This window comes from Bradyrhizobium sp., from assembly GCF_016462955.1.
Classification (GTDB): domain Bacteria; phylum Pseudomonadota; class Alphaproteobacteria; order Rhizobiales; family Xanthobacteraceae; genus Bradyrhizobium.
The window spans coordinates 4,791-12,660 of record NZ_JAEMSD010000030.1; the positions used below are offsets into that span (position 1 = coordinate 4,791).

A 7,870-nucleotide genomic window follows, 5' to 3' on the forward strand; every position below is an offset into this window, starting at 1 on the left:
ACGCGCTCGTGATCGGCGGCGGCATGGCCAACACCTTCCTGCACGCGCAGGGCATCGGGATCGGCAAGTCGCTGGCCGAGAAGGACCTCGCGGCGACCGCGCTGCGCATCATGGAGAAGGCGGAAGCCGCCAATTGCGCGATCATCCTCCCCGTGGACGCCACCGTGGCCTATCATTTCCAGGCGAACGCGCCCTCGCACGCCTACGGGCTCGACGCGATCCCCGCCGACGGCATGATCCTCGACGTCGGCCCGCAGTCGATCGCGCGCGTCCATGCCGCCATCGACGACGCCGCCACGCTGGTCTGGAACGGCCCGCTGGGCGCGTTCGAGATGCAGCCGTTCGACCGCGGCACGGTCGCGGCGGCCAAGCACGCCGCCGAGCGCACCAAGGCCAAGAAGCTGATCTCGATTGCCGGTGGCGGCGACACCGTCGCGGCGCTCAACCAGGCGCATGTGGCCGGTGACTTCACCTACGTCTCGACCGCAGGCGGTGCGTTCCTCGAGTGGATGGAAGGCAAGCCCCTGCCCGGCGTCGAGGTTCTGCGTATCAAGTAAGCAAGCGGCCTTTCACAATCAGCCTTGCAGGCCCCAACGGGAGAAAAAGACAGATGGCTCGGATCACGTTACGTCAATTGCTCGACCACGCGGCGGAGAACGATTACGGCGTACCGGCCTTCAACATCAACAACATGGAGCAGGCGCTGGCGATCATGGACGCGGCCAACCAGGTCGACGCGCCCGTCATCATCCAGGCCTCCCGCGGCGCCCGCTCCTACGCCAACGACGTCATGCTCAAGCACATGATGGACGCGGTCACCGAGATCTATCCGCACATCCCGGTCTGCGTGCATCTCGACCACGGCAACGAGCCTGCGACCTGCATGACCGCGATCCAGGCCGGCTTCACCTCGGTGATGATGGACGGCTCGCTGAAGGCCGACGGCAAGACCCCCGGCGACTGGACCTACAATGTCGGCGTCACCAAGACCGTGACCGACATGGCCCATCTCGGCGGCATCTCGGTGGAAGGTGAGCTCGGCGTGCTCGGCTCGCTCGAGACCGGCATGGGCGACAAGGAAGACGGCCACGGCGCCGAAGGCAAGCTCAGCCACGACCAGCTCCTGACCAACCCGGACGAAGCCGTGAAGTTCGTGCAGGAGACCAAGGTCGACGCGCTCGCGATCGCGATGGGGACGTCTCACGGCGCCTACAAATTCACCCGCAAGCCCGACGGCGACATCCTCGCCATGAACGTGATCGAGGAGATCCACCGCAAGCTGCCGAACACCCACCTCGTCATGCACGGCTCCTCCTCGGTGCCTCAGGATCTCCAGGACATCATCAACGCCTATGGCGGCAAGATGAAGCCGACCTGGGGCGTGCCGGTGAGCGAGATCCAGCGCGGCATCAAGAACGGCGTGCGCAAGATCAACATCGACACCGACAACCGGATGGCGATGACCGGCCAGATCCGCAAAGTGCTCAAGGACAGCCCGGAAGAGTTCGACCCGCGCAAATATCTGAAGCCGGCGATGGAAGCCATGACCAAGCTGTGCAAGCAGCGCCTGCAGGAGTTCAACACCGCGGGGCAGGCCTCCAAGATCAAGAAGGTGCTGACCACCGCCGAGATGGCCAAGCGCTACGCCAAGGGCGAGCTGGATCCGAAAGTGGCGTAACCGATCGCGCGCACCGCTTTCCGTCATTCCGGGGCGCGCGCAGCGCGAGCCCGGAATCCATGGTGCCACCATCGACGCGGATCAATGGATTCCGGGCTCGCGCCAAGGGGCGCGCCCCGGAATGACCGAGTCCTCCCCCACCCTGCGACGAACGTTAACTCGGCAATTGCCCGAGAACGGTCTATTTTCCCGGGCAAGGGCAGAGTCGTTTTGGGAGGACCTCTCGATGAACCTGACTGAGCTCAACAAAGTCGCGACCGCCATGGTGGCGCCCGGCAAGGGCATCCTTGCCGCCGACGAATCTTCCGGCACCATCAAGAAGCGTTTTGACGCGATCGGGGTGGAATCGACCGAAGACAACCGACGCGACTATCGCGAGATGCTGTTCCGGTCGAACGAGGCCATGAGCCAATTCATCTCCGGCGTGATCCTCTACGACGAGACGATCTGGCAGAATGCCAAGGACGGCACGCCGCTGGTGAAGCTGATCGAGCAGGCCGGCGCCATCCCCGGCATCAAGGTCGACGAGGGCACGCAGGCCCTGCCGATGTGCCCGGGTGAAACAGTCACCGTCGGGCTCGACAGGCTGGCCGAGCGGCTGAAGAAATATTACGAGCGCGGCGCGCGCTTCGCCAAATGGCGCGCGGTGATCGACATCGACGGCGGCCGGGGCATTCCCTCGATGACCGCGATCAGCGTCAACGCGCACGCACTGGCGCGCTACGCCGCGCTGTGCCAGGCCGCGCAGATCGTACCGATCGTCGAGCCGGAGGTGCTGATGGACGGCGACCACGACATCGACCGCTGTTATGAGGTGACGAGCCGCGTGCTCAACAAGACGTTCCAGGAACTGCGCGTGCAGCGCGTCGCGCTCGAAGGCATGGTGCTGAAGCCGAACATGGTGGTCCCAGGCAAGAAATGCCCGAAGCAGGCCTCGATCGAGGAGGTCGCGGAAAAGACGATCCGGCTGCTGAAGGCCTGCGTGCCGGCGGCGGTGCCCGGCATCGCCTTCCTCTCCGGCGGCCAGTCCGACGAAGAGGCGACCGCGCATCTCAATGCCATGCACAAGCTCGGCACGCTCCCCTGGGGCCTGACCTTCTCCTATGGCCGCGCGCTGCAGGCAGCCCCACAGAAGGCCTGGTCGGGCAAGCCTGAGAACGTCGCGGCTGGCCAAACCGCCTTCAGCCATCGCGCGCGGATGAACGGCCTCGCCTCCAAGGGCGAATGGCAAAGCAGCCTGGAACAGAGGGCAGCCTGATCTTGTCGAACAAACCGCCTTCGCCGCGCCCGGCGCCGCGCCTCTATCTCGCAACGCCCGTCGTCGACGATCCCGCGGCGCTCGTTGCCAAGCTGCCGGGCCTGCTCGCCGCCGCCGACGTCGCCGCCGTACTGCTGCGGCTTAAGGAGACCGACCAGCGCACCATGATCACGCGCGTCAAGACCCTCGCACCGCCGGTGCAGAAGGCCGGCGCTGCGCTGCTGGTCGACGGCCATGCCGAGCTGGTCGCGCGCGGCGGCGCCGACGGCGCGCACCTGCCCGGCATCGCCGCGCTGAAGGAGGCGCTGCCCTCGCTCAAGCCCGATCGCATCGCCGGTGTCGGCGGGCTCACGACGCGGCACCATTCCATGGACGCCGGCGAGATCGGCGCGGATTATTTGCTGTTCGGCGAGCCCGATGCCAAAGGCCAGCGGCCGTCATCCCAGGCCATCGCCGAACGGCTGGACTGGTGGGCCGAGCTGTTCGAGCCGCCCTGCGTCGGCTTTGCCGTTTCGCTGGAGGAGGCCTACGATTTCGCCGCAGCCGGCGCCGATTTCGTCCTGGTTGGCGACCTCGTCTGGGCCGATCCGCGCGGACCCAAGGCCGCGCTGGTCGAGGTCGACGCTGCGATCAAGAAGGCCCATGCGGCAGCCACGGCCGGCCAGGATCCTGCGAGCCAGGATCCTCCGAGCAAGGAGCACGGCTCGCGCCCGACATGAAGCTCCCCTGCATCACCCTGCTGGCCACGCTGCTGCTGACGGTGCCCGCGGCCGCGCAGCTCCAGATCACGCCGCCGGCCACGACGCCGAGCGCGCCGGCAGAGAAGCAGAAGCCAAAGCCGCCCGCGCCCGCCAAGAAGCAAGAGGCCGCACCGGCACCCAAGCCGTCGGCATCGCCCAAACCGTCCCCCTCGCCGTCTCCCTCGCCGAAGCCGGCCGCGACCGTCATCCCCGCGCCGCCGACCGACGATCCCAACGTCGACCTCGTGTTCGGTGCCTATCAGCGCGGCCAGTACAAGACGGCGTTCGAGCTGGCCACGGCGCGCGCGCAAGCCGGCGATCCCAAGGCGATGACCATGCTCGGCGAGCTCTATTCCAACGCCATGGGCATCAGGCGCGACTACGCCAAGGCCGCCGAATGGTACAAGCGCGCAGCGGACGCCGGCGACCGCGAGGCAATGTTCGCGCTCGCCATGCTGCGCATCTCCGGCCGCGGCGGCAAGGTCGACAAGAACGAGGCGGTCAGGCTGATGGCCTCCGCCGCGAAGCTCGGCGAGCCCAAGGCCGCCTATAATCTCGCCTTGCTCTATCTGGACGGCCAGACCCTGCCGCAGGACGTCCGGCGTTCGGCGGAACTGCTGCGCCAGGCCGCCGATGCAGGCCTGCCCGAAGCGCAATACGCGCTCGCGACCTTCTACAAGGAAGGCACCGGCGTGCCGAAGGACGCCGAACGCGCGGTGCGGCTGCTGCAGGCCGCCTCGCTCGCCGACAATGTCGATGCCGAGGTCGAATATGCCATCGCGATGTTCAACGGCACCGGCACGCCGAAGAACCAGCCGGCCGCCGTCGCCCTGCTCCGCAAGGCCTCCCGCCAGGGCAGCGCGATCGCGCAGAACCGGCTGGCCTGGGTGCTGATCAACGGCGTCGGCGTCCCCACGGACAAGGTCGAGGGCTTCAAATGGCACCTCGTGGCCAAGACGTCGGGCAAGGGCGACCCGGAGCTCGACAAGCAATTGTCCGAACTGCCGGCCGAGGACCGCTCCAAGGCCGAGGCCGCCGCGAGGAAGTGGCTCGGGACCAAATGACTTGACGCGGGGTCCCTCACGGGGCACCCAGTCCCTCAAACGGGCGCGTTTTTGCGCCCATCTCCCCGGTCAAGACCAGAGCTCATGCTGTACTCCGCCACTATCAACGTCATGGTCAAGGCGGCGCGCCGCGCCGGCCGCAGCCTCAAGCGCGATCTCGGCGAGATCGAACATCTCCAGGTCTCGCTGAAGGGCCCGGCGAATTTCGTCTCGCTCGCCGACAAGCGCGCCGAGGAGATCCTCTACCAGGACCTCGCCAAGGCCCGGCCCGGCTACGGCTTCATCGGCGAAGAGGGCGGCACCCGCGAGGGTACCGACAAGAGCCACACCTGGATCGTCGATCCGCTCGACGGCACCACCAACTTCCTGCACGGCATCCCGCAATTTGCGATCTCGATCGGGCTGGCGCGCGAAGGCACGGTGATCGCGGGCGTGATCTACAACCCCGCCAATGACGAACTCTACATCGCCGAACGCGGCAAGGGCGCCTTCCTCAACGACCAGCGCCTGCGCGTCGCCGGCCGCCGCCAGCTGAACGAATGCGTGTTGGCCTGCGGCCTGCCCCATATCGGCCGCGGCGACCACGAGGAATTCCGCCGCGAGATGACCGCGCTCCAGGGCCGCGTCGCAGGGCTTCGCCGCTTCGGCGCCGCCTCGCTCGATCTCGCCTTCGTCGCGGCGGGGCGGCTCGACGGCTATTGGGAGCGCAACCTGCAATCCTGGGACATCGCCGCCGGTATGATCATGGTACGCGAGGCGGGCGGGACGGTGAGCGACATCAGCACGCCCGGCGATCCGCTGGTGACCGGGGACGTGGTGTGCGGGAATGAGTTCGTGCACGGGGAACTGGTGAAGGTGCTGAGGAAGTAGGGGGCAGGCCTGTCGCTCCTGTCAACGCCTGGCGAAATATTGACGGATATCCTCGAGCGCAGCATCGGGATTTTCATAGTCCCGGGCAAAGCTCTTCATAGGGCTCCAGTGAGGTCCGACCGGGACCACGTGGCAGATGCCGCTGAGTGACTGCTCCACTTCGCCAACGACTTCATCCCGCTCGACCCAGATCAGGCGGTAACGTCCCATCACGACGTCATCGGTCCGCATTTCAATCGTTGCCATATGATCGTCTCCCAGACCGATCGATGAAAACCCTTGCTTGCCGGGAGAGGTTCCTAATTCAACGCGTATGGAACCTACCGCACGGCGCCGCTTTATTGCCTCGACCAATGCGAGTGGAGGTTTGTCATTCTCGCGCCTGCCAAACAGCTGCTGGATCGTGTCCGACGTTTCTCGAATTCGCGTTCGAAGCAGCGGCCCGCACAGATGAAACGCAACGCGTCGGCCCCGAGGTCTGGCAGGCGTTTCACGCTTCCGGACTTGGCATGGCAGCCTTCAGTGAAGCCCAGGGCGGGGCGGGCCTTTCCGAGCCGGAGCGTCAAGGCGATCTCTGCGTCGTCCTACGCATGCTCGGCGCGGCTGACCTTTCCGTAGCGCGACTTTTCGAGGGACATACCAACGCGGTCTCGCTGGTGCTTCGCTACGGCTCGCCGGTGCAAATCGAGAAACTCGCGCATGACGTGAAGATGGGCGAACTGACGGGCGTCTGGGGCGCAGAAGATGCGGCCGGACTCAAACGTCATCAGGACGCAGCCGGATGGCGGCTCGAGGGACGCAAAATCCTGGCATCGGGCGCGGGCTTTGTGCGAAGGCCGATCGTTACTTGCGCGACGGATGACGGACCCGTCATGTTGCTCCTCGACCTGTCCGGCACCGAGAATGTCGACGAGACCAGCTGGACCGCGCTGGGCATGCGAGCGTCCGCCACGCGATCGATCGATTTCAGCGGTCTCGTCATTCGCGCCGGCCAACAAGTCGGACGCGCAGGGGATTACATGCGGCAGCCATTCTTCTCGGGCGGCGCTTGGCGCTTTTGCGCGGTTCATCTCGGGGCGATCGAACGTCTCACCGAACTTTTCCGCGACGATCTCGTGAGTCGCAATCGCGGTGGCGACCCCTATCAACGAGAGCGGCTGGCGCAATGTGCCGTGGCGACAGGCACGGCGTTACTGTGGATCGAAGAGGCGGCCCTCCGCTTTGCAAACGATCTTTTGACGCCCGCTCATGTCGTTGCTTACGTCAATTTGACGCGTATGGTGACGGAACGCGCGGGGCTCGACGTCATGGAACTGGTCCAGCGTGGAATGGGCCTGAAAGGATTCATACGTCCACACCCAGTTGAGCGGATCTGCCGGGATCTCAGCACCTATTTGCGTCAGCCCGCGCCCGACCTCGCCATGAGCGATGCGGCGGGCGCGTTGATGGAGGAAACGTTGCCGCTCGGGCCTTTCGCGTGAAAGTTGGTCGCTATTTGGAGCTGGTTCGTGAATTGCCTGTCGAATCCTGGCGGGATCTCACGCACGGTCGTCCCTTTTTGATTATCGCCCCCCATCCGGACGACGAGACTCTGGGCACAGGAGGCCTCATCGCGCTTGCATGTCGTGAGAGCCAGAATCCTTCCCTCGTTCTGGTCACCGACGGGACCGGCTCTCATCCTGGCTCTCGATCACATCCGCCGGAGCGACTCGGCGCCATCAGAAGAGCTGAGCTCGGTGAGGCGACCCGCATTCTGGGTCTTGCAAGCCAGTCCGTTCATTATCTCGGATTACCAGACACTGCAGTCCCCACCCGAGGGCCAAACTTCGAGCGAGCGACCAACGCGATCAGCGATCTGGTTCAGCAGAATGGCGCGGAAACCGTGTTTGTGACTTGGACGTTTGACCCTCATTGCGATCATCAGGCCGCAGCGTTGATTGCCGAGCGGGTGCGCGATCGACATCCAGGGATTCGGCTGATGTCCTATCCTATCTGGGGCTGGCATCTTCCACCTGCCGACGAGGTGGCCGCGCCACAGCCGCGGGGCGTTCGAGTCGACATTTCCTCCGTGATGGCCGTGAAGCACCGCGCTATTGCGGCCCACGTCTCCCAGATGACGGATCTGATCGCGGATACTCCCGAAGGTTTTCGCTTCACCGAGACCACGCTTGCGCCGTTCCTCGGCCCCTTCGAATACTTCATCGAGGTGCCCTCCTGATGGTCCATTCCTCCTCATTGCCCGCGTCTTACTTCGAGCGTA

Annotated in this window: 9 protein-coding genes; 8 read left to right on the plus strand and 1 reads right to left on the minus strand. The window is 65.4% G+C overall.

Annotated elements, in window-relative coordinates; translation table 11 throughout:
• The 6 genes from pgk to JHD07_RS05660 form a co-directional block, all read left to right on the plus strand.
• Positions 1-557 (plus strand): phosphoglycerate kinase (gene pgk / locus JHD07_RS05635; protein WP_291619845.1); only part of this gene is annotated, 557 nt, incomplete at its 5' end.
• A 53-nt stretch (positions 558-610) separates the two neighbouring features.
• Positions 611-1,678 (plus strand): class II fructose-bisphosphate aldolase, encoded by a 1,068-nt coding sequence (gene fba / locus JHD07_RS05640; protein WP_291619847.1) that lies wholly within the window; start codon positions 611-613, stop codon positions 1,676-1,678.
• A 226-nt stretch (positions 1,679-1,904) separates the two neighbouring features.
• Entirely contained in the window at positions 1,905-2,936 is a 1,032-nt protein-coding gene (locus JHD07_RS05645) for a class I fructose-bisphosphate aldolase (RefSeq protein ID WP_291619849.1), read from the plus strand.
• Between the two features lie 2 nt (positions 2,937-2,938).
• Positions 2,939-3,655, plus strand: coding sequence for a thiamine phosphate synthase (locus tag JHD07_RS05650; protein ID WP_291619851.1), 717 nt, complete (start codon positions 2,939-2,941; stop codon positions 3,653-3,655).
• A complete protein-coding gene (locus JHD07_RS05655; RefSeq protein WP_291619853.1) occupies positions 3,652-4,740 on the plus strand; it encodes a tetratricopeptide repeat protein in 1,089 nt (362 codons plus the stop codon). The genes JHD07_RS05650 and JHD07_RS05655 overlap by 4 nt, the downstream gene beginning before the upstream one ends.
• A gap of 84 nt (positions 4,741-4,824) precedes the next feature.
• The gene (locus JHD07_RS05660; protein WP_291619855.1) at positions 4,825-5,610 is read left to right on the plus strand and encodes an inositol monophosphatase family protein; all 786 of its coding nucleotides are present in this window, start codon (positions 4,825-4,827) and stop codon (positions 5,608-5,610) included.
• A gap of 21 nt (positions 5,611-5,631) precedes the next feature.
• Here JHD07_RS05660 and JHD07_RS05665 read toward each other — a convergent pair whose 3' ends face one another.
• Positions 5,632-5,856 carry a hypothetical protein gene (locus JHD07_RS05665; protein WP_291619857.1) on the minus strand — a complete coding sequence of 75 codons (225 nt, stop codon included), beginning with the start codon at positions 5,854-5,856 and terminating at the stop codon, positions 5,632-5,634.
• Between the two features lie 107 nt (positions 5,857-5,963).
• Here JHD07_RS05665 and JHD07_RS05670 point away from each other — a divergent pair, with 107 nt between their 5' ends.
• Positions 5,964-7,091, plus strand: a complete 1,128-nt coding sequence (locus JHD07_RS05670; protein WP_291619859.1) for an acyl-CoA dehydrogenase family protein — start codon at positions 5,964-5,966, stop codon at positions 7,089-7,091.
• Positions 7,088-7,828 (plus strand): PIG-L deacetylase family protein, encoded by a 741-nt coding sequence (locus JHD07_RS05675; protein ID WP_291619861.1) that lies wholly within the window; start codon positions 7,088-7,090, stop codon positions 7,826-7,828. The genes JHD07_RS05670 and JHD07_RS05675 overlap by 4 nt, the downstream gene beginning before the upstream one ends.
• Positions 7,829-7,870: the final 42 nt, after the last annotated feature.